The 22,404-nt window shown below is 72.6% G+C and carries 21 protein-coding genes and 2 pseudogenes; 8 read left to right on the top strand and 15 right to left on the bottom strand.

The window, feature by feature from the left end:
* The first annotated feature begins 59 nt into the window (after positions 1-59).
* On the top strand, positions 60-488 hold the full coding sequence (locus tag J7E94_RS17355; protein ID WP_215016361.1) for a PPOX class F420-dependent oxidoreductase: 429 nt from the start codon (positions 60-62) through the stop codon (positions 486-488).
* 35 nt (positions 489-523) lie between these two features.
* On the opposite strand, the gene J7E94_RS17350 is transcribed toward J7E94_RS17355, so the two are convergent.
* From J7E94_RS17350 to J7E94_RS17330, 5 genes are all read right to left on the bottom strand, one after another.
* The gene (locus J7E94_RS17350; protein WP_251056799.1) at positions 524-1,183 is read right to left on the bottom strand and encodes an ATP/GTP-binding protein; all 660 of its coding nucleotides are present in this window, start codon (positions 1,181-1,183) and stop codon (positions 524-526) included.
* The gene (locus J7E94_RS17345; RefSeq protein ID WP_069919003.1) at positions 1,183-1,563 is read right to left on the bottom strand and encodes a DUF742 domain-containing protein; all 381 of its coding nucleotides are present in this window, start codon (positions 1,561-1,563) and stop codon (positions 1,183-1,185) included. Before J7E94_RS17345 ends, J7E94_RS17350 begins: the two co-directional genes overlap by 1 nt.
* A gap of 17 nt (positions 1,564-1,580) precedes the next feature.
* A complete protein-coding gene (locus J7E94_RS17340) occupies positions 1,581-2,024 on the bottom strand; it encodes a roadblock/LC7 domain-containing protein (protein WP_215016359.1) in 444 nt (147 codons plus the stop codon).
* On the bottom strand, positions 2,024-4,672 hold the full coding sequence (locus J7E94_RS17335; RefSeq protein WP_215016358.1) for an ATP-binding protein: 2,649 nt from the start codon (positions 4,670-4,672) through the stop codon (positions 2,024-2,026). The genes J7E94_RS17340 and J7E94_RS17335 overlap by 1 nt, the downstream gene beginning before the upstream one ends.
* Positions 4,673-4,794: 122 nt before the next feature.
* On the bottom strand, positions 4,795-5,574 hold the full coding sequence (locus tag J7E94_RS17330; protein ID WP_215016357.1) for an MHYT domain-containing protein: 780 nt from the start codon (positions 5,572-5,574) through the stop codon (positions 4,795-4,797).
* A 167-nt stretch (positions 5,575-5,741) separates the two neighbouring features.
* On the opposite strand from J7E94_RS17330, the gene J7E94_RS17325 reads away from it, so the two are divergent.
* The gene (locus tag J7E94_RS17325) at positions 5,742-6,341 is read left to right on the top strand and encodes a class I SAM-dependent methyltransferase (RefSeq protein WP_215016356.1); all 600 of its coding nucleotides are present in this window, start codon (positions 5,742-5,744) and stop codon (positions 6,339-6,341) included.
* Positions 6,342-6,440: 99 nt separating this feature from the next.
* Here J7E94_RS17325 and J7E94_RS17320 read toward each other — a convergent pair whose 3' ends face one another.
* Entirely contained in the window at positions 6,441-7,355 is a 915-nt protein-coding gene (locus tag J7E94_RS17320; RefSeq protein WP_215016355.1) for an oxygenase MpaB family protein, read from the bottom strand.
* Positions 7,356-7,490: 135 nt separating this feature from the next.
* Between J7E94_RS17320 and J7E94_RS17315 the strand changes: the two genes are divergently transcribed.
* Complete coding sequence (locus J7E94_RS17315) at positions 7,491-8,270, top strand: hypothetical protein (RefSeq protein WP_215016354.1); 780 nt, start codon at positions 7,491-7,493, stop codon at positions 8,268-8,270.
* Between the two features lie 31 nt (positions 8,271-8,301).
* Positions 8,302-8,691, top strand: coding sequence for an SAM-dependent methyltransferase (locus J7E94_RS17310; RefSeq protein WP_215016352.1), 390 nt, complete (start codon positions 8,302-8,304; stop codon positions 8,689-8,691).
* Between the two features lie 341 nt (positions 8,692-9,032).
* Here the strand turns inward: J7E94_RS17310 and J7E94_RS17305 are convergent, their stop codons facing one another.
* Positions 9,033-9,218, bottom strand: a complete 186-nt coding sequence (locus J7E94_RS17305; protein WP_215016350.1) for a hypothetical protein — start codon at positions 9,216-9,218, stop codon at positions 9,033-9,035.
* A 246-nt stretch (positions 9,219-9,464) separates the two neighbouring features.
* Between J7E94_RS17305 and J7E94_RS17300 the strand changes: the two genes are divergently transcribed.
* The 4 genes and pseudogenes from J7E94_RS17300 (at position 9,465) to J7E94_RS17285 (ending at position 13,244) form a co-directional block, all read left to right on the top strand.
* Entirely contained in the window at positions 9,465-10,793 is a 1,329-nt protein-coding gene (locus tag J7E94_RS17300; protein ID WP_215016349.1) for a GAF domain-containing protein, read from the top strand.
* 54 nt (positions 10,794-10,847) lie between these two features.
* A pseudogene (locus J7E94_RS17295) lies at positions 10,848-11,534 on the top strand (aldehyde dehydrogenase family protein); the annotation flags it as partial.
* A pseudogene (locus J7E94_RS17290) lies at positions 11,533-11,604 on the top strand (30S ribosomal protein S14); the annotation flags it as partial. The pseudogenes J7E94_RS17295 and J7E94_RS17290, both read left to right, overlap by 2 nt.
* Before the next feature lie 302 nt (positions 11,605-11,906).
* Positions 11,907-13,244, top strand: coding sequence for an FAD-dependent oxidoreductase (locus tag J7E94_RS17285; RefSeq protein ID WP_215016348.1), 1,338 nt, complete (start codon positions 11,907-11,909; stop codon positions 13,242-13,244).
* Positions 13,245-13,260: 16 nt separating this feature from the next.
* Here J7E94_RS17285 and J7E94_RS17280 read toward each other — a convergent pair whose 3' ends face one another.
* The 8 genes from J7E94_RS17280 to J7E94_RS17245 form a co-directional block, all read right to left on the bottom strand.
* Positions 13,261-14,439 (bottom strand): tryptophan dimethylallyltransferase family protein, encoded by a 1,179-nt coding sequence (locus J7E94_RS17280; RefSeq protein WP_308345195.1) that lies wholly within the window; start codon positions 14,437-14,439, stop codon positions 13,261-13,263.
* Positions 14,440-14,664: 225 nt separating this feature from the next.
* Positions 14,665-16,014, bottom strand: coding sequence for a cytochrome P450 (locus J7E94_RS17275; RefSeq protein ID WP_215016347.1), 1,350 nt, complete (start codon positions 16,012-16,014; stop codon positions 14,665-14,667).
* 8 nt (positions 16,015-16,022) lie between these two features.
* On the bottom strand, positions 16,023-16,616 hold the full coding sequence (locus tag J7E94_RS17270) for an ATP/GTP-binding protein (protein WP_215016346.1): 594 nt from the start codon (positions 16,614-16,616) through the stop codon (positions 16,023-16,025).
* Positions 16,591-16,968, bottom strand: a complete 378-nt coding sequence (locus tag J7E94_RS17265) for a DUF742 domain-containing protein (RefSeq protein ID WP_215016345.1) — start codon at positions 16,966-16,968, stop codon at positions 16,591-16,593. Before J7E94_RS17265 ends, J7E94_RS17270 begins: the two co-directional genes overlap by 26 nt.
* Positions 16,965-17,366 (bottom strand): roadblock/LC7 domain-containing protein, encoded by a 402-nt coding sequence (locus J7E94_RS17260; RefSeq protein WP_215016344.1) that lies wholly within the window; start codon positions 17,364-17,366, stop codon positions 16,965-16,967. Before J7E94_RS17260 ends, J7E94_RS17265 begins: the two co-directional genes overlap by 4 nt.
* Positions 17,363-18,583: an ATP-binding protein gene (locus tag J7E94_RS17255; protein WP_215016343.1), complete on the bottom strand. Its 1,221-nt coding sequence runs from the start codon at positions 18,581-18,583 to the stop codon at positions 17,363-17,365. The genes J7E94_RS17260 and J7E94_RS17255 overlap by 4 nt, the downstream gene beginning before the upstream one ends.
* Positions 18,584-19,033: 450 nt before the next feature.
* Positions 19,034-21,466: a SpoIIE family protein phosphatase gene (locus J7E94_RS17250; protein WP_215016342.1), complete on the bottom strand. Its 2,433-nt coding sequence runs from the start codon at positions 21,464-21,466 to the stop codon at positions 19,034-19,036.
* A 127-nt stretch (positions 21,467-21,593) separates the two neighbouring features.
* On the bottom strand, positions 21,594-22,265 hold the full coding sequence (locus tag J7E94_RS17245) for an HAD family hydrolase (RefSeq protein ID WP_215016341.1): 672 nt from the start codon (positions 22,263-22,265) through the stop codon (positions 21,594-21,596).
* Positions 22,266-22,404 lie beyond the last annotated feature (139 nt).

Raw genomic sequence — 22,404 nt, 5'->3', positions numbered from 1 at the left:
CGCGTAGTTGTTGCGCAAGCCTTCCCCACCAGCGCCTTTCCGGCAAGGAGGATGTCCCCATGGCGAAGAAGATGACTCAAGAGGAATGGCGGGCATTCGCGTCCCATTCCACCCGCACCGGCAAGCTCTCCACCGTCCGCGCGGACGGAAGCCCGCACATCGCTCCCGTCTGGTTCGTACTCGACGGCGATTCCTTCGTCTTCAACACCGGCAAGGACACCGTCAAGGGACGGAACCTCGCCCGTGACGGCCGGGTCGCGCTGTGCGTGGACGACGACCGGCCGCCCTTCTCCTACGTCGTGCTCCAGGGCCGTGCCGAGATCAGCGAGAATCCGGACGAGCTGGTCACGTGGGCTACCAGGATCGGCGCCCGCTACATGGGCGAGGAGCACGCCGAGGCCTTCGGCCGCCGCAACGGCGTCCCCGGCGAACTCGTCGTCCGGGTCCCGATCGACAAGGTGATAGCGATCGGCGGCGTATCGGACTGATCCCGACACCCGGCTTTCTCCCGTCCCGGGCGGGTTCACACCGAATCGGCCTGCGGCTCCACCGAGTCCAGCAGCCGGGCAGTGTGCACCCGCCCGGCGTACTCGACCAGCCTGATCAGCACTTCCTTCCCCGAGTCCTTGTCCCGCGCGTCGCACAGCACCACCGGCGTCCCCTGGTCCAGGTCCAGCGCCCGCGAGACCTCGTGCGCCCCGTACCGCCGCGCGTCCGTGAAGCAGTTGACGGCCACCAGGAACGGGATGCGCCGGTGCTCGAAGTAGTCCACGGCCGGGAAGCAGTCCTCCAGCCGCCGCGTGTCGGCGAGGACCACCGCGCCCAGCGCCCCCTGCGACAGCTCGTCCCACAGGAACCAGAACCGGTCCTGCCCCGGCGTGCCGAAGAGGTACAGCGACAGCCCGGACCGGATGGTGATCCGCCCGAAGTCCATGGCCACCGTCGTGGTCGTCTTCTGGGCCACCCCGCCCGTGTCGTCGACCAGTTCGCCCGCCTCGCTCAGCAGCTCCTCCGTCCGCAGCGGCCGGATCTCGCTCACCGCGCCCACCAGCGTGGTCTTGCCGACCCCGAAGCCGCCCGCGACCAGGATCTTCAGGGCGAGCGCGGCCAGTTCGCCGTCGTCCCCGGGATCGGCGGCCGTGTCGGGGGCCGGCCCGAGCGGCCCGTTGTCGTGTAGTCCCATCACAGCGCTCGCAATCCCTCGATGACTTCCCGCAGAATCCGCTCGTCCGGCAGCTGCGCGGGCGGCACCGGCCGGCTGACCTTCACGTGCCCGCCCTCCAGCAGGTCGCCGAGGAGCACCCGCACCACCCCCACGGGCAGGTCCGCGTCGGCGGCGAGCTCGGCCACCGACTGGGTCTCGGACCGGCAGAGCCCGAGCAGCGCCCGGTGTTCGGGACCGAGCAGCGACTCGGCCGCCGCGTCGGTGCCCTCCGGATCCACCACGACCAGCGCGATCAGGTCGAAGCGGACCCCGTGCGGTCCCGGCTTCGTACGCCCGCCGGTCATGGCGTACGGACGGACGAGCGGGCCCGCGTCGGCGTCGTACCACTGGCCGTTCATATGCCGGACCGCCGCCCTCAGCCGGCGGCCGGCGGCCGCGCCGCGAACCGTGGCGGGGTGTACAGGTGCTCGCCGACCCGCTTCACCAGGCGGGCCATCTCGTACGCGATCAGCCCGATGTCCGCGCCCGCGGTGCTGAGCACGGCCAGGCAGGAGCCGTCCCCGGCGGCCGCGACGAAGAGGAAGCCCTCGTCCATCTCCACCATCGTCTGGCGCACGCCCCCGGCGTGGAAGTGCCGGCCCGCGCCCTTGGCGAGGCTGTGGAAGCCGGAGGCCACGGCAGCCAGGTGCTCGGCGTCCTCCCGGCTCAGCGCGCTGGAGGCGCCGACCGCCAGCCCGTCGTTGGACAGGACCACGGCGTGCCGGACTTCGCGGACCCGGTGGACGAGGTCGTCCAGCAGCCAGTCGAGCTCGCCGGATCTGCGGACCCCGTCGAGGTCGATCCTCGGGTGTTCGATCATCACTCTTCTCCTTCGCCGCCTGTGTGAGGGGAGTTCTCCTGGGAGCCGCGGACCCAGCCGGCCCGGTAGGCAGCCATCCGGTCCCGGGCCTGCTCCGGGCTGCGTCCCGGCGGGTTCTCGGGCAGGCGTGCGCCGGCCGGGGCGTTGGGGGCGGGGGCCTCCCTCAGCTGGGGGACGAGGCTGGCCTGCCGGACGCGGCGCGGCAGTTCCGTCACCGACGCGGGCGGAGGGACGGGGGCGGGAGCCGTCTGGACCGGCGTACGGGCGGCCGCGCCGCCGGGAGCACGCGGCCGCAGCGAGGCCACCGGGGCCGGGCGGGGCTCCTGCGGTGCGGGGGCCCGCTCCGGGAGCGGGAGGCCGCGCGGCTCCCGGCGGGCCGGGGCCGAGCCGCCCGCGTCCTGCCGTACGACGGTCATGGCGGCCGGCTCCTCCGCGGCCACGACCGGCCCCGCGACCGCCGTTCGCGCGGGCGCGGACGCGTGCCGTGCCCCGCCCCGGAGTCCGGTCCCGGCCGACTCCGGCTCCGGCTCCCCGGCCGGCCCCGCGCTCTCTCCCGCAGCCGGCCGGCCGGCGGCCGCGATCGCGCCCTGGAGCATCGAGTTCGGCATCAGTACCACGGCGGTGGTGCCGCCGTACGGTGACGTGCGCAGGTGCACCTTCACACCGTGGCGGGCCGACAGCCGGCTGACGACGAAGAGGCCCAGCCGGTCGCTGTCGAAGAGGTCGAGCGCCTCGGACTGCTCGATGCGCCGGTTGGCGTCATCCAGGGATTGGCGGCCCATCCCCAGACCGCGGTCCTCGATCTCCAGGACGTACCCGGCGCCCACCGGCTCGCCGCTGACGCGCACCTTGGTGTGCGGCGGGGAGAACTGGGTGGCGTTCTCGATGAGTTCGGCGAGCAGGTGGGTGAGGTCGGCGACGGCCCCGCCGACGACGGCGGCCTCGGCGAGCTGACGGACCTCCACACGCGGGTAGTCCTCGATCTCGGAGACGGCGGCCCGTACGACGTTCGTGAGCGGGACCGGCATCCGCCAGGCCCGGCCGGGGGCCGCGCCCGAGAGGATGATCAGGCTCTCCGCGTGCCGGCGCATCCGGGTGGTGAGGTGGTCGAGGCGGAAGAGGTCGCCGAGTTCGTTCGGGTCGTCGGCGCGCCGCTCCATCGAGTCGAGCAGGGTGAGCTGCTTGTGCACCAGGACCTGGCTGCGGCGGGCGAGGTTGACGAAGACCCCGGAGACCCCGCTGGCCAGTTCCGCCCGCTCGACGGCCGCGCTGAGGGCCGCGCGGTGGACGGTCGCGAGCGCCTCGCCGACCTGGGTGATCTCGTCGTCTGCCGGCGGCCCGGGCGGGGTCTCGGCGGCGACGTCGATGTCCTGGCCGGCCCGGAGCCGCTCCATGGCGTGCGGGAGCCCCCGGTGGGCGATCTCCAGGGCGGTGTTGCGCAGCGAGACCAGTTCCACGACGAGGGCGCGGCCGATGCGGACGGAGATGACGAGCGAGGCGGCGACGGCGGCCAGGCCCAGCAGGACGGCGGCTCCGGCCGGGCTGAGAGCCCCCTCGGCGAAGGGGTCGGCCCGTTCGGCGGCCGCGGCGTGCGCGGCCTCCTCGATCTCCCGCATCGAGGCGCCGACGGCGGCGTGGGCGGCCTCCCAGCCGGTGGGCGCCCCGCGGGCCTCCTTGGCGGTACCGAGGGCCAGCGCCCGGTCCTCGGCCGCGGTGAGTTCGGCGTAGGCGGCGCTCTTGGCGACGGACTGCCAGGCGGCCTGCTGGGCGGTGGGGAGGTCGCCGGCCGCGGTGGCGGTGAGGGCGCGGCGGGATTCGATGGTGCCGGTCAGCCGCCGGAGCGTTTCGGCGGTGCGCTGGCCCGGTGCGGCGAGCAGCGCGTCCTCCCGGGAGAGCAGTTCCGCGGCGCGGCCGAACTCCAGCAGGACCCGGGAGTCGGGTCCGAGTCCGGCGTCCTCGCCGCCGGACAGGGAACCTCCGACGGCCAGGGCCGAGTCGACGACGCGGGTGTAGATCTCATAGGCCGCCTCAGGGGTGGCGCGGCGGCCGGTGATGTCCTTGCGGGCCGCGCCGAGCGCCTCGGCGTCGGCGACGAACGCGCCCAGGCGGACCACGATGTCGGAGCGGTAGTCCCCGGAGTCGGCGACGGTGTTGCGCTCCCCGAGCCGCAGCCGCCGGACGGCGGCGTCGGTGCGGCGGGTCTGCTGGTCCAGGGCGGCGCCCGGGTCGGCGGCGGGGTCGGCGAGGAGGCGCACGGCGGCGCGCCGTTCGGCCTGGAGCTCGGTGATCGCGGCGGCGACGGGGGTGCGTATCTCGGTGTCGACCCGCTGGACGCGGCTGAGCCGGGCGATGTCCTGGGCGGTGCTGACGGTGGCGAACGCCCAGAGGGCGAGGAGCGAGACGACCGGGACCATCAGCAGCGAGACGATCTTCGCGCGGACGGTCGCGGGGCGCAGTCGCAGCCGGGGGCCACGGTCGTGCGGGGCGGTCCGGGCGGCGGACCGGGGGTTCTGGAGGTGGTCGTGCTCCGCCGGCTCCTCGGCCGGGGGCCCGGCGTGGGCGCGGCGGCCCGTTCCCTTGCCGCGGCCGCCCGCAGGCGCGAGCGGCCGCGGCGCCGCTGCTTCCGGTGTTCTGCGGGGTGTGCGCATGGGCTCCTCGTTCCGGGGCGGTGCCAACAGGTGCGGTGGTAGGGGCGCGTGGGGTGCGGCGGAGGCGTTGCCTGCTACGGCCGGCCTTACGGGCTCTGCGCACTCCCGCCGCCTCGCCGTGTTCAGCGCACGGGCGCAGCCTGCTCCCCCAGGTACCGGGCGGAGGCCGAGGCGGCGCGCTCGTCCGCCGTCGGGGAGAGCGCGACGAAGGCGGCGGTGATGAACAGGTAGGAGCCGAGCCCGACGGCGAGCGGGAAGATGAACTGCATGGCGGTGGCGCCGGGCAGGGCCGCGTCCGCGGGGCTGACGCTGACGGCGACGGCCGTCATCCCGGTGTAGTGCATGCTGCTGACGGCGGCGCCCATGACGAGCGAGGCGACGGCGACGGCCACCGGCGACTTGATGTTGAGCGCGGCCCACAGGGCGGCGGTGGCCGCGACCACGGCGATGGCGACGGAGAGTCCGACGGTGGGCGGGTCGTACGAGACCTCACCGTGCAGGCGCAGGGCCGCCATGCCCAGGTAGTGCATGCTGGCGACGCCGAGGCCGGTGGTGAGGCCGCCCAGGACGAGCGCCCGCCCGCGGTCCTTGCCATAGCCGACGGCGAAGACCCCGGCACCGACGACCAGCATGGCGACGAGCAGGCTGAGGATGGTGAGCGGCACGTTGTAGTGGATCTCGGTGCCGGTGACGTCGAAGCCGAGCATCGCGACGAAGTGCATGGTCCAGATACCGGTGCCGATGGCGGAGGCCGCGGTGAGGAGCCAGTTGCGGCGGGAGGGTCCGGTCGCGGCGAGCGCGCGGACGGTGCAGCGCAGCCCGAGGGCGGCGCCGATCGATGCCATCACGTATGACAGCGCGGGTGTCAGCCAGCCGTAGGCGGCGTGGTCCAGGTGTCCCATGGCCACCGGACGCTAGTCCGGGTGAGGGGGCGAACACGGGGTGCATTTCGAAAGCAGCTGGAACTGCTGGAATATGACAGAGCTACGTTCATCTTCGATCACGCCGCGTACCACCTTGCGCACGGAACGCAGGCGCACGCCGCGCCCCGGTGGGGGATCATGGGCGTATGAGCGAAGACCACACGCACGTGCAGGAGTTCTTCGGCGTGCGCGCCGCCGACTGGGACCGCAAGTTCCCGGAGGACGGGCCCGCGTTCGCGACCGCCGTGGCCGAGTTCGGGCTGCGGCCCGGGGACCGCGTGCTCGACGCCGGCTGCGGCACCGGGCGGGCCCTGACCCCGCTGCGGGCCGCGGTGGGACCCGACGGGCTGGTGCTCGGCGCGGACCTCACCCCGCAGATGCTGGCCGCCGCGCAGCGCGCCGGGCGGGCTGCGGAGGGCGCGCTGCTGCTCGCGGACGTGGCGCGGCTGCCGCTGCGCGACGGGGCTCTGGACGCGGTGTTCGCCGCCGGGCTCGTCGCCCACCTGCCCGACCCGGGCGCGAACCTGCGCGAGCTCGCGCGGGTGGTCCGGCCCGGCGGACGGCTCGCACTGTTTCACCCGATCGGGCGAGCCGCCCTCGCCGCCCGCCACGGTCGCGAGCTCACTGCGGAGGACATGCGGGCCGAGCACAACCTCGGCCCGCTGCTGGCCGGTTCGGGCTGGGAGATGACCTCGTACGCCGACGAGGACGCCCGCTTCCTCGTGCTGGCCGTTCGCCGGCCGTGAACCGACCCCGGAGGCCGTCGGCGACCTCACCCGTGACGTCACCGGGGACATACGCCCGTACGTCGGCCCCACGCCCGGGACCCGCGGACGTACCCGGGATCACGCCGGAGGCTGTGCCTCGGCTCCGGCGGGTCGGCGGGGGTGCGGTACGGGGCACCCGCCCGAGCCCGGTACCGGGAACGTGCCGAGCTCGCCCACGTCGTAGCCGCCGGGGTAGCTCTTGATCTCCGGGTTCTGGCGAGCGTAGTGCGGGGCCGTGCGCGGAGGCAGCAGCCGCACGGCGCGGCCGCGCAGCCGCAGGGCGCCCCGGACCAGCCGCCGGACGCGGGGGCGCGGGCGCTCGTACCGGAAGGCGGTCAGCAGCGGGTCGTCGAGGAGGGCGAGGCTCGCGCCGCGCACGGCGGGGGCGAGCGGCGCCGGGTACCAGGAGGCCATCAGGTCGAGGGTGGAGTCGGCGACCTTCCGGGCTCCCTCGTCCCAGCCGAAGTGGGCGTCCTCGTAGGCGTTCAAGGTGGCTTCGAACTCCTCGAAGGAGCCGGGAATGTCCGTGATGCCCAGGTGTCGGCCGAGGGTGGCGTAGTAGTTCGCGCACGCCCGGCGCTCGTGGTGGGTCAGCGGGCGCCAGCCGTACGCGTCCAGCCAGCGCGCCGGAATCACCACGAAAGTGCACAGGACGTAGCGCATGTCGTCGTTGGAGATGTCGTAGCTGCGGTGCATCTGGTTGACGCGGCGGATCGCGGTGCGGGCGGTGTCGCTGTCGAAGCCGTGCTCCAGGACCGCGTCGAGCAGCAGCGCGGTGTCGTCGTAGCGCTTCTGGGTGCGGTCGGTGAACTCGGCGGTCTCGGCCAGCAGGCCGCCGATGGCGGGAACGGCGTACGTGCGGAACAGGGCGAGCTCCAGCGCACGGGTGAAGTCCCAGGGGAACTCATAGGTGGCGGTGAGCCGGTAGATGGCGAGGAAGTCCTTGTCGGGGTCGAGACGGAGGATCTCCCTCAGCCGGTCGTAACGCTGCACCGGGTGTCCCTTTCTGTGGCGGGTTCCCAACTCTACGTGCAGGTAGCGGCCTTGGAAATCGTCGGCCGCAGGCTCTCGACGCACGGGTTACCCGCTGGTTAAGGTGCGCCGACGAGAGAGCTACCGGGAGGCCAGGTGTCCGACGACGAGGGTGGCGGCTCGCTGTACGTGCTGACCGCCGTGCTGCTGAGCCCCGCGCAGTTTCCGAGCATCCTGGGCGACGACTTCCCCGAGGCCTGCTCCCTGCTGGGCGTGGAGCCGGGCGGGGAGGGGTACGGGCTGGTGCTCGGCCAGGACGAGGAGGGTGCGCGCTGGACGGTCGTCGTGGACGACGTCTCGCTGGTGGCCACGGCCATCGCCTCCTGGGACTGCGGGATGGAGTACGACCTGTCCCCCGACGAACGGTCGATCGTGATCTCGCTGGCCGGCTGGCCGCTGGAGCTGTCGGTGGCCGCGTCGGGGATTCCGGAACCGCACGATCCGGAGCAGGGCGCCGACGGTACGGGGCGGGTGCCGCTGGCGCCGCCCTCGGCGGAGGCGTGGGGTCCGGTGCAGCGGCGGATGGGCGCGGACCAGATCGCGCGGGAGTGGGCCGACTGGCGCGAGCGCGAGGCGACGGACGGCGGGGCCGCGGCCGCCGCGCATCCGGGGCTCGCGCGGGCGCTCGAACAGGCCCAGGCGTACACGCGGACCTCCCCGCCAGTCGGGCGGGTGCGTTCCTCCTTCGCGGGCGAGGGGGCCCGGACACTGCGGGCGGACGGACCGGGCTGGTCGCTGGTGGCCCGTACCGGGGAGGCGGCCTTCGTCCTGCTGGACGAGGAGCCGGGCGAGGTGCTCGCGGTCCCCCGGGAGGGCGAGCCGGACCTGCCGGGTCTGCTGGAGGCGCTCGACCGCGTCGCGGTACGGCCGGCCTGAGGCCGGCATGGAGCATACGAGGGGAGGCGTGATGGTGGAGTCGGAACCGGTGGGCGTGGTGGTGGGCGGCCGCGCGGAGGCGCTGTACGGGCTGGAGGACTTCTCGCACGTCGAGGTGGTCTACCACTTCGACCGCGTGCCGGTGGAGAAGGTCGAAACGGGCGCGCGGCACCCCCGGGGCAATCCGGGGTGGCCGCTGGTCGGCATCTTCGCCCAGCGCGGCAAGAACCGGCCGAACCGGCTCGGCCTCTCGCGGTGCCGGGTGGTGAAGGTGGACGGGCTGGACGTCCATGTCGAGGGCCTCGACGCGGTGGACGGCACGCCGGTGCTCGACATCAAGCCGTACATGGCCGAGTTCGGACCGCGCGGCGACCTGCGCCAGCCGGAGTGGGCGACCGCCCTGATGCGCGACTACTACTGAGCGGCGGCACCGAACGGCGCTTGACGCGCTCTGCCCGGGCTGCGGCGGCTCGCGGACCATCCGGCCGCCACGGAAGCCCCGAGCCGGACTCACCGGTTCCGGCGGCCCCGGTGCCCCGGAGGGCGCGCGAAACGGAGCCAGCAATTCCGGCAGCCCCGGCGGTTCCGGTAGTCCGGGCCGTTCCGGTAGTCCGGGCCGTTCCGGTAGTCCGGGCCGTTCCGGTAGTCCGGGCCATTCCGGCAGCCCCGCCGACCCGGACCGCCGGTGTGCGGCCGCGCGCTTCGGCAGCGCGGGCGCCGCCTGATCGTGCCGCCTCGGCGGCTCGGGCCCGCGCGCCGTCGTCAGCGGCCGATCTGCTTCCTCCTGGACATGCCCCGCAGACGACGCCGCTGGGAGGAGTCCAGCAGGAGATAGGCGGCCGTCGGCACACCGATCAGGACCAGCAGCCCCGCCCAGAATCCGACCGTCCAGAACAACACGATGGCTGCCACGACTCCGGCAACCGCGATCTTTCCGCTGGTGGACATCCGCGGACACCTCCTCCTGCCGTCGACCACTTACCCCCTCAACGCACCGCCGCGACTGTCCGTTCCCGGCTGCGGGAACGGGGTCCACATGGCGCCCCGGACCCGGCTGACGCAGCGGACCCGCGTCCCGTGAAGCCACCCCCTGCCCGCGTTTCGGCCCGGACTGGCCGACGTACCGCTTGCCGGGGCCCGGTGCCGGGACGACGATGGGGGCGCTCCGGGTAGCGCGGCACCACGGGAGGTGACATGGACGATCCTTCGGTGGCGCTGCCGGGCGGGGCCGATCCCGCCGAGCGCACGCGCGCACTGCGGCGGGCCCATGCCGCGTTCACACGGGACGGGCGGGTCGAAGCCCCGGTCCGGGCGGTCATCGCGAAGTCCTGGCGGCGGTGTGCCCGGGCCCGCGTCAGCCCGGAGTGCACGCCCCGGGTGGAGCTGGCGGAGGCGCAGCTGCGGCCGTACCGCGAGGAGCACCCCCTCTCCCGGGTGATGCCGCTGTTCCGGGAGCTCGTCGGGGAGTCCACCGCGCACGGGGCACACCTGCTGGCGGTGTGCGACGCGCGCGGCAGCCTGCTCTGGGTGGAGGGCGAACCGGACACGCTGCGCCGCGCGGAAGGGGTCGGCTTCGTCCCGGGCGCGCGCTGGGCGGAGACGGCGATGGGGACGAACGCCCCCGGCACGGCGGTCGCCGTCGGCGAACCCGTTCAGGTCTTCGGGGCCGAGCACTTCAGCCGCCGGGTCCATCCGTGGACCTGCGCGGCGGCCCCCGTGCGGGACCCCCGGACCGGCCGGCTGCTGGGCGCGGTCGACATCACCGGCGGCGACGGCCTCGCGCACCCCCACTCACTCGCCTTCGTACGGGCGGTGGCGCGGGCCGCGGAAGCCCAGCTGGCCCTGCTCGACCCCGGACCGCCGGCCGTCGGCGACACCCTGACCGCCCTCGGCCAGGACGAGGCGCTGCTGGTCACAGGCGGGCGGACGGTGCGCCTCGGCCGTCGGCACAGCGAGATCATGGTGCTGCTGGCGCACCATCCGGAAGGTCTGTCGGGCGAGGAGCTGGCGATCGCCCTGTACGAAGACGAGTCGGTGTCACCGGTGACGTTGCGCGCCGAAATCTCGCGGCTGCGCGCCCGGCTGGGATCCTCCGCCCCGCTTTCGCGCCCCTACCGCACGGCCGGCCCGCTGGACGCGGACTTCACCGCGCTGACCCGGCACCTGGCGGCGGGCGCGGTCTCCGCCGCCCTCCGCCACTACCCCGGCCCGCTGCTGCCCGCCTCGACCGAGCCCGCCGTCGTGCGGCTGCGCCGGCGGATCGAGGACCAGGCACGGGCCGCCGTCATCGCCCGTGCGGACGCGGGGCTGTTGACCGACTGGGTGTGCAATCCGTGGGGCGCGGACGATCCGGAGGCGTGGCGGGCCCTGGCCGCGGCGCTGCCGCCCGAGGGCAGGCCGGCCGCGCTGGCCCGCGTACACGCCCTGGACCGCGAGCTCGGCGCGCGCGGGGCCGACGTACGGGAACCGCCGCGGCCCGGCCGTCGCGGGCGTGCAACGTCTGCGCAACCTGCCCGCTCCTAGCCTCCCCCGAGCGCTGTCCGACGGCGGCCGGCGCCCGGCAAGTGGGAGGACTCCATGGCCCGTTACGCTGCGCCCGGTACCGAGGGGGCGCTCATGTCGTACGCGTCCCGCTACGACCACTTCATCGGCGGCGAGTACGTCAGGCCCGCCCGCGGCGCGTACTTCGCGAACCCCTCCCCCGTCAACGGCCAGACCTTCACGGAGGTCGCGCGCGGTACGGCGCAGGACGTGGAGGGGGCGCTCGACGCGGCCCACGCGGCCGCGCCCGCCTGGGGGCGGACCTCCGTGGCGGAGCGGTCGGCGGTCCTGCTGCGCATCGCGGACCGGATGGAACAGAACCTGGAGGCCCTCGCGGTCGCGGAGACCTGGGAGAACGGCAAGCCGATACGGGAGACCCTGGCGGCCGACCTGCCGTTGGCCATCGACCAGTTCCGCTATTTCGCGGGGGCCCTGCGCGCCCAGGAGGGGGCCCTCAGCCAGCTCGACGACGACACGGTGGCCTACCACTTCCACGAGCCGCTGGGTGTCATCGGGCAGATCATCCCGTGGAACTTCCCGATCCTGATGGCGGTGTGGAAGCTGGCGCCGGCGCTGGCGGCCGGGAACACGGTGGTGCTCAAGCCGGCCGAGCAGACGCCGGCGTCGGTGCACTACTGGCTCAGCCTGGTGGCGGACCTGCTGCCGCCGGGCGTGGTGAACGTCGTCAACGGCTTCGGCGAGGAGGCGGGCAGGCCGCTGGCTCTCCCGCGTGCGGGCCCGGCAGCAGGCGCACGCCGGGTTCCTGCCGGGAGTGACCAAGTCGTCCTGGTAGGCGAGACCCCTACCGCACAAGCAGCGCCCTCAGGAGGAGTTCCCACCCGGCAGAGGCAGCCCCAGTCTCGGGCTGGGCGGTGTGCGCAGCCACGGCACCGCCCAGTCCCGGCCCGCCCGGTCCCGGCCCGCCCGGTGCGCGGCCTCAGGGACGGCGGCTGCTCAACCACCGTGACCCGCCACGGTGTTCGCCCCTGTTCAAGCGCATCCAAAGCCGGGCCTCGGAACCTCCGCCTCGAACGTGATCGCTATCGTGAGGCCTTCGGGTTCCCGCAGGGGACCGCTGCTACATGAGGGGGATCCTTGGACGGGTCAGGCGCTGTCGACGTTTCCACTGCCGCGACCGTATGCGTCATCGGTGCGGGCTTGTCAGGGCTGGCGACAGCACACGCCCTCTCGGCCAGGGGCATCGACTTCGTCTGCCTGGAGAAGGCGCCTGACGTCGGCGGGATCTGGCGTCAGCCCGGGGCCGGCGAGCGGGGCCCGGCCTATCTGTCGCTGCATCTGAACAGTGCCAAACAGCTCACCGGTTACGCCGACTTCCCGATGCCGTCCGAACTGCCCCTCTACCCCGGGCACAGCGATGTCGCCGCCTATCTGCAGTCGTTCGCCGAGTGGGCCGGACTGCTGCCGCGCATCGAACTGCGTACCGAAGTGGTCTCCGTACGGCAGGACAGCGGCGGCGGCTGGACGGTCATCAGCCGCAACGCGCGCGGGGAGACGGCGGAGCGACGCTTCGGGCAGGTGATCGTCGCCTCGGGCCACAACACGGAGGCGGTGCTGCCGGAGCAGTTGCCGCCGGGCGCCGACTCCTTCGCAGGAACGATTCTCCACTCGATGGACTACCGCGACGGCAGCGACTTCGCCGGGCAGCGCGTCGTCGTCGTGGGCATGGGGGCCTCGGGGGTGGACATCGCCGGGGACCTCTCCCGGCACGCGGCGCAGACCGTGCTCTCCGTCCGCCGGGGGCTGCACATCGTGCCCAAGCAGCTCTTCGGCATGTCCGTGGACCTGATCGCCGATGCCCCGTGGTTCAACAGCATGTCCTTCCCCGAGCGGCGGCGCTTCGTCGAGCAGGCGCTGCTCGTGGCCCGGGGCAGGCTGGGCGATTACGGCCTGCCCGAGCCCGACCACCCGATCTTCTCCTCGGCCGTGACCATCTCGGACGAGATCCTCAGCCGGATACGGCACGGCGCGGTGATGCCCAGGCCCGCGATCGAATCCCTGGACGGCAGCCGCGTCACCTTCACCGACGGAACCTCGGTGGAGGCGGACGCGATCGTCTACTGCACCGGGTTCCGCATGGCCTTCCCCTTCCTTCCCGACGGGTTCCCGGCGGGTCCGCAGCAGCAGGCGGTCGAGCTGTACAAGCGTGTGGTCGCACCCGACCGGCCCGGGCTCTACTTCGTCGGCCTGATCCGCCCCGTGGGCTCGATCACACGCCTCGTGGAAGCCCAGGCCCGGTGGGTGGCGCGGATCGTCGACGGCGATGTCTCCCTGCCGTCCGCGGATGTCATGCGCGAGGAGATCGGCGCCTACCTGGACGGGATCCAGGAGCGCTACGGGCGGACCCAAGGCGCTTCCATCCAGGTCGACGTCGGCACGTACTTGCGCGAGTTGCGGGAGTTGCAGGACGCGTAGGCCCTGCCTGTCCCGATCAGCCCGAGACGGGGACAGCGTCGCGCCGCGGGGACGGTACCGCCATCGGGGGCTTCACCGCGTACGCCTCCGAGGAGATGTAGGCGGTCACCCGCGGGGGCCGGCCCTGCTGGTGGGCGAGTCCCAGGTAGGCGATGAGCCCGACCCCGTCCTGCGGCCTCCGCGAGGTGACCGCGGACAGGGACCGGGCGAGCGGGGCGGGCTCCACGCCGTACCGGCCGAGTACGGCCACCGCTCGGTCGAGGGCCTCGCCGTCGTGCGCGGCGTAGTCGCGGACCGGGATGTACAGCGTGAAGCCGCTCGGCCGGCCGGTCGCCGTCTCGGTGAAGGCGTGGCAGGACTGGACGGGCCGGCGGCCGAGGCGCGGGACCTGTCCGTCCTCCACCTCGAGGTCGGCGGCTTCGGTGTCGTGGCCGGCCGCCATGGTGAAGAACCTCTTGATCTCCGTCTGTCCGGAGCGTCCGGATCCTCCGCCCACTCGGGACAGGCCGGCCGCCTCCGTGGCCGACAGGTCGTGGTGCGCGAGGTAGACCTTGACCCGGGGCTCTTCCCAGTCACCCAGGTCCAAGGCTAAGAAGAGGTGGCGGTCGCCCTCGGGCAGCGCCGTGAACGCCTGCCGGTGGCCGAGCCGGTCCAGCGCCTCCCGCACCGTGTCGGCGGAACGTTCCTGCCCGGACGCCGCGGGGTTCAGATACACCTTCACCCTGGGGACTCCGCCGGGGACCAGTTCCAGGGCGCACCAGAGCGCGAGAGGGCCTTCGGGGTCCGGCGGAAAGAACAGGTCCTCCAGCTCGTCCAGCCGTTTGGTGCTGAATCCCCAGCGCTGTGCCATCTCGCGGACGACCCGCAGACCGGTGCGCCCGTTCTCTTCCAGGCTCTCGGCACCGCACCCCGGTTCCAGCAGCACGCGCAGGGTCGGATCCGCGTTCGGTACGAAGGCGAGCGAGAACTCCACCGGGGTGTGGTCGTCGGAGAGAAAGGAGTCGTCGGGGGGCGGCAGATCGAGCGACCGCTCGGCGACGGGGCCCAGCGCCGTGAGCACCGTCCGCGCGTAGGCCGCGGAGTCGGCCCCGTTCAGCCCCGCGGCCTCGCAGAGCCGCAGCACCTGTCTCGCCGTATGGCCGCCCAGTGTCTCCACACCGGTGGCCTTCGGGACTTCGGCCGGGAAGGCGGTCACCGACCCTCCCGCCGCGGGCCTGGGCGCCCAAGAAGATACCCGCCCGGTCGGGCGGGTATCGAGGGGGTTCAGCTCGGTGGGGGGTTGCATGAAAGCGGCGTCGGCGGATATGTGGTCCACGAACACCTCCTTTACCTCGTGAGCAGGACGGAACAACGCGTTGCTCACTACCCCCGAGGATGATCTTTCATGCGGTGGTGGAGGAGTCGGCCGGTGTTGCGTGGATCACCTGGTGAGCCAGTTGAGGAACTGGCTCCACTTTCCCGCGCGTTCGCGCTTGGGGTCCGCCTGCGCCTCGTCGGGGGACGTGGGTGCCTCCGGGCGTGCCTGCGGGACGCCCCGGTGTGCCGTTCCGACCGGGGTGAACCGGGCGGGCAGTGTGGCAAGGCCCCGGTTGAAGGGGCCGGGGCGCCAGGTGAGGCTGTCCTCGGGCACGGCGAGTTCGACATCGGGGAGCCGGTTGAGCAGGTTCTCGATGGCGGTCACGGTGATCTGCCGGGCGGGGTCCTTCGACGGGCAGGCATGCGGGCCCGCGCTCCACGCCAGGTGAGCCCGGTTGCTGCCGGACTGCCGCGCGGCGGTCAGCGCCGGCCCGGTGTTGGCGGCCGCGAAACCGACCAGCAGGAGATCACCCGCCCGCAGCTTCTCCCCCGCGAACTCCATGTCGTGCGCCGGATAGTGCGGCGCGAGGTTCTGCATCGGCGGGTTTTCCCACAGCGTGTCGTCGATGGCCTCGTCGATGAGGCCGCCCTTGTGGGCGTACTCGTCGTGGGTGAGCAGCCGGTGCAGGGTGTTGCCGATGAGATTGCGCAGCGGTTCGTTGCCCGCGATCAGCAGGAGAGCCAGCTGGTGGACCATCTCCTCGTCGGTCAGCCGGGACTGATGCTGCATCAGCCACGAGGTGACGTCTTCACCCGGTGTGGCCCGCTTGAGCACCACCAGTTCGCGGACGGCTCCGAACAGCACCTCGACCGCCTTGTCGGCGTTGACGCCGTCGAACATGCCGGTGATGCCGAACACCACGCGGTCGCCGATGTCGGCGGAGCAGCCGAAGAGTTCGTTGAACACGAACAGCGGAAGCTGCTTGGCGTAGTCGCCGAGCAGGTCGGCGGATCCCCGGGAGCCGAACTGGGAGATGAGGTAGTCCGAGACCTGCTGGGTGCTCCGGCTCAGCCGGCGCACATCGACGCGGGCCATGCTGTCCGTCACGGCCTGGCGAAGCCTCAGGTGTTCGGCGCCGTCGCTGAACATGCAGTTCGGCCGGTACGCCAGCACCGGCACGACCGGGTTGTCCGGGCTGATCCGGCCTTCGGCGAGGTCCCGCCAGCGACGGGCGTCCTTGCGGAAGGAGCCGGAGTCCTGGAGCAGTTGGAGCGCCGTCGCGTAGTCGGTGACGAGCGTGGCCTCCACCCCCGGAGCGAGCTCCACGGGTGCGGTCGGGCCGAAGTGGCGCAGGTAGGAGTAGTACGCCTGCGGATCAGCGGCGAACTCCGGCCCGTGCAGGGGCACCCGGCCACCGGCGGTGTGGGCCGGGCACCCGGGCGGGGGCACGGGGGCCGTGGGTTGAGCGTCCATGTCTGTTCCTAGCGAGCGCGGTCCAGCAGATGCCGGACAAGGGTGATCAATGCGTCGGCGGACGACTTCTCGTCGCGCGCGTCGCAGGTGACGACCGGGGTGTCGTCGAGCAGGTCCAGCGCCTCGCGCAGGGCCCGTACCTCGTGGTCCGGTGTGCCGTCGAAGCGGTTGATGGCGATCGCGTAGTCGAGGCCGTACTGCTCGATCAGGTCGATCACGGCGAAGGAGTCGGCCAGCCGCTCGGGGTCGACCAGCACCAGCGCTCCGAGTGCGCCGCGCGCCATGTCCTCCCACATCTGCACGAAGCGCTGCTGCCCGGGGGTTCCGAACAGGTACAGCACGACGCGGTCGCTGATGGTCAGGCGGCCGAAGTCCATCGCCACCGTGGTGGTGGTCTTGCCGCGGACTCCCCCGAGGTCGTCGAACGACTCGGCGGCGCGCGTCATCGTCTCCTCGGTGGACAGCGGGGGGATCTCCGAGATCGCGCCGATGAAGGTGGTCTTGCCCACCGCGAAGTGGCCGACGACGAGGATCTTCACCGCGGTCTTCGTCGCCCCGCCGCGGACGTACGCCCGCTCATCCAAACTTGGTGCGGAGTGCATTCAGCACCTCCTCAAGGATCTGTGTGTCCGCCAGCGGGGCGCGCTGCACGGGAGGCCGGGTGATGAGGTAGCCGCCCTCGGTGAGGGCGGAGAGGAGGATCTTCACGACACCCATGGGCAGCCGCGTGTGTCCCGCGATCTCGGCGACGGAGAGATAGCCGACGCTGCACAGGTCCAGCAGGTTCTGCTCCTCCGGGGAAAGCCGGGTCGGCCGCTGCTGGTGGTCGCTCACCGCGGTGACCAGGGTGATCAGGGACAGCTGCTCCTCGGCGGGCAGGCCGCGCCCCTTGGTGATGACGTACGGGCGGACTAAATCGGCCGCCTCGGGCCCCGGTTCGTCGAAGCCCCTCATGACCGGGCGCCGAGGTTCTCACGCGGCGGCGTCATCAGGACCTTGCCCAGCTGGTTGACGAGCTGCTGCATCCGGAAGGTGATGTCCTGCATGTCGACGTCCGGTGAGGCCGAGACCCCGAGGTAGGCGCCCTCCCCGGCGGAGATCAGGAAGACCCAGCCGCCGTCGAACTCGACCAGCGTCTGCCGCCACTGCTGGTGGCCTCCCTCGACGAAGAACCCGAGCGAGCGGCTGAGCGACTGCACGCCGCTCATCGCGGCGGCGACGGTGTCCGCGTTGTCCCTGCCGAAGTCCTTCGTCCGCGCCATCAGCAGACCGTCGGCGGAGATGAGGACCGCGTGCAGCGCCCCGGGTATCTCCAAGGCGCTGTCAAGCATCCATGACAGATCGTCGTTCACGAGACCTCATGCCCTTCGCTGCTCGCATCACGTGCGTCACGTGTGCTGCCCGTCTGATCCACCGCGTCCGAGCGTGTGGCCCGTCCGAACTGCGTGCCCCGCTGGAACGCCCCCATGATCGCCGCGGCTTCCTCGCCGGAGCGGGTCGGCATGGGCGTGCCCGTGGCGGGTGTGTTGCCGGGCACGATGGCCATCGGCCGCTTGCGGCGGCGCTTCGGCAGACCGTCTACGGTCGTGGACGCGGCCACCGCGGGTTCGGGGCCGCGCGGGTCCGTGGCGAAGACCGCGGGGGCCATCGGGGCCACGGGTGCGGCCGAGGCCACGGGTGCGGCCGGCGCCGGGGCCTTCCTCTCCGGCATTCCGGTGAGCAGCTCGTGCGGCAGGAGGAGTACCGCGCGGACGCCTCCGTACGGCGAGTCGGAATCCACGGACGCCTCGAAGCCGAAGCGCTCGCAGAGCACGCCGGTCACGGCGAAACCGAACTGCGGCGGGCTGCCGAGGTCCGAAACGCCGGAGACCCGCTCACTCGACAGGAGCTTTGCGGCTCTGGCCCTTTCCTCTTCGTTCATGCCGACGCCGGCATCGTCGACGACGATGCAAATTCCCTTGGGAACGGTACGGATATTGATCTCGACCACGGTGTCCGGGCTGGAATAGCTGGTGGCGTTGTCGAGGAGTTCGGCGAGAGCCAGCGCCACCGGTTCGACGGCTCGGCTGGTGATGCCGAAGTCGACCTGCGAAAGGATCTCCACGCGCCGGAAGTGACGGATCCGGCCCTGCGCGCTGCGGACCACGTCGTAGACCGAGGCGACCTCGCGCGTCCGTCCCAGCCAGCCGTCACACAGCACGGCGATGGACTGGGCGCGCCGCCCGAACTGCGAATTGGTGTGGTCGATCTCCAGGAGGTCCTGGAGAATGACCGACTCGCCGTACTTGTTCTGCAGACCGGAAATGATCAACTGCTGTTCGGCGGCAAGGCCCTGAAGCGTCCGCATCGCGGACTTCAGGACCGTTTTCGTCGCGTCCTGGGCCCGCTCCTTCTCCGCTTCGACGGACTTCGCGTAGCTGTTTTCCAGCTCGGAATAATGGCTCCTGAGTCCTTGGAACTCCCGCTGTAATGCCCGCGCCGCTCTGCGTTGGCGAACAATGACGGTGACTGCGCCAAGGACGGCGACAAGGAGGACCCAGAGCACTGGGTTCTGTATGTAGTACGTCATAAGACTCTCTTCAGGCGACTGACGACCAGCTGCCGCATTCCGTCAATGCGGGCGGACCGGGCGGACCATCCGTACCGGGTTGGCGCCCGGATGTCCCCCATGGCCGGAGATGTCGTCTTGCGCCCATCCGCCACTCGTAAGCGCGATGATCGTATCACCGGCACGAACACTTGACTGATCGTCAATTCATGCATTTACGGTCCAAATTGCTCCAACTCCGCCGCGCTGCCACGCCGTGCCGAACGCCCTCATCCGGCCATGAGGCGGCCGCAGGCGCCCAGTTGCACCGATCTGCGCGGACGGGCCGAACGGCCGCGCGGGGCGGAGGCTACGCGGGCATCTGCCGGACGCCCGCCGAACCGGCCGCTGCGCGGAGCGAGTTCACGCCACCGAGCGGCATGCCGGCGCGCGTTCGGAAAAGAGCCTCATCCACTGCGGGCATTCCTTCGATCAGGGTCCGTCGGGCACGTGGAGGTCCAGGACGCAGATGTCGTCCCGGCGTCCCGGCCGCAGCGCGGCCAGCGAACGGGCGAGCCTTTCACCCCGGCCCTCGCGCAGGAGCCGCAGGGCCGTGTCGGCGAGCCGGGCGAGCCCCAGGTCGATGTCCTCACCCGGCTCCTCCACGAGGCCGTCCGTGTAGAGCAGCAGGTGGTCACCGGGCAGCAGGTCGAGCATGTCCTGCCCGTACGCGGAGTCGAAGTCGGCGCCGAGGAGGGTCCCGTCGGGCTGAGGCAGGAAGCGTGCCTCTCCGCCCCGGATCAGCAGCGGCGGCAGATGCCCGGCCCGCACCCAGGTCAGGCGGCGGTCCCAGGGCTGGTAGCGCCCCATGGCCATGGTGGCGGTGGCGCCGTCCGGATCCGAAGCCGTGTGGCACAGGAGGGCGTTGAGCCTCCCGAGGACGTCCGGGAGGGCCGAGCCGGTGATGGTCATGCCCTTGGTGGTGAACCGCAGCTGCGCCATCGTGCCGACGGCCGCCAGACCGTGGCCGGCGATGTCGCCGACGACGAACAGCGCGCTCTTGTCCGGCAGTTCGATCGCGGAATACCAGTCGCCGCCGACGTTCAATCCGCTGTCCGCGGGGATGTAGGCGACGTCGATGCGGAGGCCCGCGAGTTCCAGCGACTGTTCGGGTATCGGCAGCAGGGTGTCCTGGAGCCGGGCGGCGAGCGCACGTTCGGCCTTCAGCATGCCGCGCTGGACGAGGTTGGCGCGTTCGCTCTCGAGCAGGGCGAGTTCGGCCTCCCGCTGCGGCGTGAGGTCCTGGAAGAAGCCGTGTACCTCGACGGGTGTGCCGTCCGCGTCCCGATGCGCCTCCGCGACGATCCGCAGGTGCCGTACGCCCTGCGTGGTGGTGACGCGGAAGGGCTGGTCCACGGCCTCTCCGTCGCGCAGCAGCCGCCGGACGGCCGCGCCCAGCTTCGGAACGTCTTCCGCCACCAGGTGCTGGGGCAGTTCCTCCAGTCGCATGGGCCCCAGGGCGGGGTCGCGGTCGAAGATGGCGTAGACCTGGTCGGACCAGGCGATGGTGTCCGTGACCAGGTTCCAGCCCGCCCAGCCGAGGTTTCCCAGCCGCTGCATGTCGGTCAGCCGGCGCGTCTCGCGTTCGGTGGTGTCGTGGCGGATCCAGGAGACGACCAGCCGGTCGCCCAGCCGGGACGCCCGGACCGAGTACACCGACTGCCGGGCGACTCCGGCGGTCACTTCCTCATAGGTGAAGGGCTCGCCCTCGTAGGCGGTCCCCGTGGCCAGTGTGTCCAGGTATCCGTCCCACAGGGCGGTGCCCGCCACGGTGGGATAGGTCTCCAGGACCAGCCGGCCGACCAGCTCCTTGCCCGTCCTACCGGCCACGTCGACCGACTCCGGCGCCGCCGCGTCGATCCGGTAGTCCTCCACCTCCCCCGTGTGGGCCCGCAGGGGGGTGAGCAGGACCGCCGGCCCGGCCAGGGCGTCCAGCACCCTCTGGACGGCCTCGACGTCCGCGTGGAGGGGGACGAGTCCGTGGGGGCCCCGGTCTTCCCGGAGAGGACCGCCGCAGAGCCTGACGGCCCGCCGGAGCAGGGTCCGGGTACGGCCGTCAAAGGGGCCCGGCACGGTGCGGAAGAACCCCACGACCGTCGTCATCGGCCGACGGCCGGGTACGGGGACCCATGCACGCGAAGGCCACCGCCCGGGCGGATCCCCGATCAGCAGGTACCGGGCGGCGTCCGGCCCGGGATCTTCGAGCCACACCGCCGACTGGGCGGAGATGGCCTCCAGCGCTGCGACACCGCTCAGCGGGGGAATGTGGCTCCTCTGCTCGGCCAGCGCATCGCTGACGCCGGCCCGCCCGGCCAGCTCCAGGCTTCCGGCGACCGCCGCGGTGTAGATCATCACCGCGTCCACGTCCGCCGCCTCGCACAGTACCGCCCGCAAGAGCTCCGCGACGTCGTCCGCGGTACGCGTGCCGGCCAGGCCCTCGGCCAGCCGGGCCAGGAGCAGCCGGTGCCCGGTCTGCCACCCGCCGCCGCGGACGTAGCGGCCCGTGATGAAGGGCGAGAGGTCCGGCTCCGGCGGTTCGGCGGGCGTGCCGGGATCGGCCGCCCCGGCCCGCGGCGCTGCCGGCACAGGAGCGGAGCCGGTCTGGCCCACGGTGATCCAGCATTCCTCCAGCAGGGTCCGCCGGCGCTGTACGGCACGCGCCTGCAGCAGCTCGTACGCCGCGTCCGCCGGGACGCCCGCCTGGCCCATGACCACGCCTCTGGCCCGCTCGACGACGGCCGTCGTCGAGGCCGTGGCCTCCAGCTCCCCGACCTCGGCACGGAGCCGGGCCACGACCTTGGCCAGCGCCAGCACCTCGCGTGCCGCACTGTCACCCGCTTCGGCCGTCACGGGGTCGCGTTCCATACATTGAGCATGCCACTTCCCGGCTGTGGCGGATGCTGCGGCGAGGCGGGGCGTCACGGCCGCACGCGAAGGATGGGCTCGCTGTGAGCAACGGGGCGCCGACGGCGTCCGGGGATTCCCGGAGCGGTCAGTGGGCCGGCGGGACGCCGAACGGGCTGTCGGCGAGGTGGGCGAGGAGATCGGCGGGATGCCGGTACACGGCTTGCGCCCCCGCCTCTTCGAGGTCGGCGCGCGGGATGCCGCCGCACAGCAGGCCCACGCAGGCGACGCCGGCCCGGGTGGCCGCCTTCATGTCCCAGACCGTGTCGCCGACGAACACGGCGCCGCGCGCGGGCGCGTCCACCAGGCCGAGGGCGTGGTGCACCGGGTCGGGAGCGGGCTTGCCCTCGCTCACGTCGTCGGAGCTCGCCGTCGCGGTGATGGCGTCGTCGGCGTCCACGGCCCGTCGGAGCGCGTCCAGTTCGGCCTGCTGCGCGGAGGTCACGAGCACGACCCGCCAGCCGCGCCGGTCCAGCTCGCGCAGGAGCTCGGCCGCCGAGTCCAGCGGGGGCAGCCGGTCGAAATACGTGCCGTAGAGGGTGTCGTGGGCGGCGGTCAGCGTGTCGTCTTCGTCCGTGTCGCGGTCCTCGCCCAGCAGGTGCGCGAGCAGGTCCTCGCCGGGCAGGCCGATCGCACGGTGGATGTCGTGCATGGCGACGTCGTGGCCGGCCTGTCTCAACGCCTCCCACCAGCAGGTGACATGGAGGTGGTTGGTGTCGGCGAGGGTGCCGTCGACGTCGAACAGCGCTGCCCGGTTCATACGCGCCTCCCGCCGGATCGGAACATGGGGGGCGCCTACCCGCCGCGCTCCCCCGCACTCCTCACCCCTTCATCCGCACCATTCCGGGGGCGAGAGGTGGTTTCGGCGGCGCCGGACGGGTTAGGCGCCCGGTGCCGAC

Origin of the sequence: Streptomyces sp. ISL-94, from assembly GCF_018614075.1 — a bacterium.
In the GTDB taxonomy this organism is placed as follows: Bacteria; Actinomycetota; Actinomycetes; order Streptomycetales; family Streptomycetaceae; genus Streptomyces.
This window is presented reverse-complemented; position numbering and strand designations above follow the sequence as displayed.